The organism is Vibrio sp. 1401, from assembly GCF_033340295.1.
This window is the reverse complement of record NZ_JAWOWF010000686.1, coordinates 1-558: the sequence shown is the minus strand read 5'-3', so window position 1 is coordinate 558 and position 558 is coordinate 1. Positions and strand designations below refer to the sequence as shown.

The window sequence follows — 558 nt, the reverse complement described above, 5'->3', positions numbered from 1 at the left end:
TTGAAAGTCGGTGCATGGCACGCCCCTATTCTTCTGGTTGAAGGTAAAGTCGTGAGCCAAGGGGAAGCGCTAAACCGAGGAGTGCTCTTGCAATCGGTCATTTCGGAGTGGGTAAAACGTGATGAACTGAAAGGCAACATCGTTTACGGAAAAGCCACTTGTCCGTATTGCGTCAAAGCTAAACAGTTACTCGAAGATGCTGGTATTAAGTACGAGTATCACGATGTCGTCAAAGACAGCGCTGCCCTGTATAGAATGATCCCAGAAGTTAAAGCGATCATCGGTGAGAAAACACCAGTGACCGTGCCGCAAATTTGGTTAGAGGGAAAATACGTCGGAGGCGCAGATAACCTAGAAAAGTGGTTAGCCGCAAAGGGGTTAGACAAGGTGCCGAATAACGTCGTAGAAATACCAAGCCAATCGGCATAGTCGTTATCGCACTAGCATAAAGACCGTATAAATATTTGGTTTATAGAAACAAAAAGCCCTGATTTTTCAATCAGGGCTTTTCTGCATTAATTCGCCAGTTTTTTCATAACACGAGCAAAAATAGAAGCT

The 558-nt window shown here is 44.6% G+C and carries 1 protein-coding gene; it reads left to right on the top strand.

The genetic code is table 11. The annotated features are described in order from the left end of the window. A partial coding sequence (locus R7Z77_RS27590; protein ID WP_318137338.1) for a glutaredoxin occupies positions 1–429 on the top strand: 429 nt, incomplete at its 5' end. Positions 430–558 lie beyond the last annotated feature (129 nt).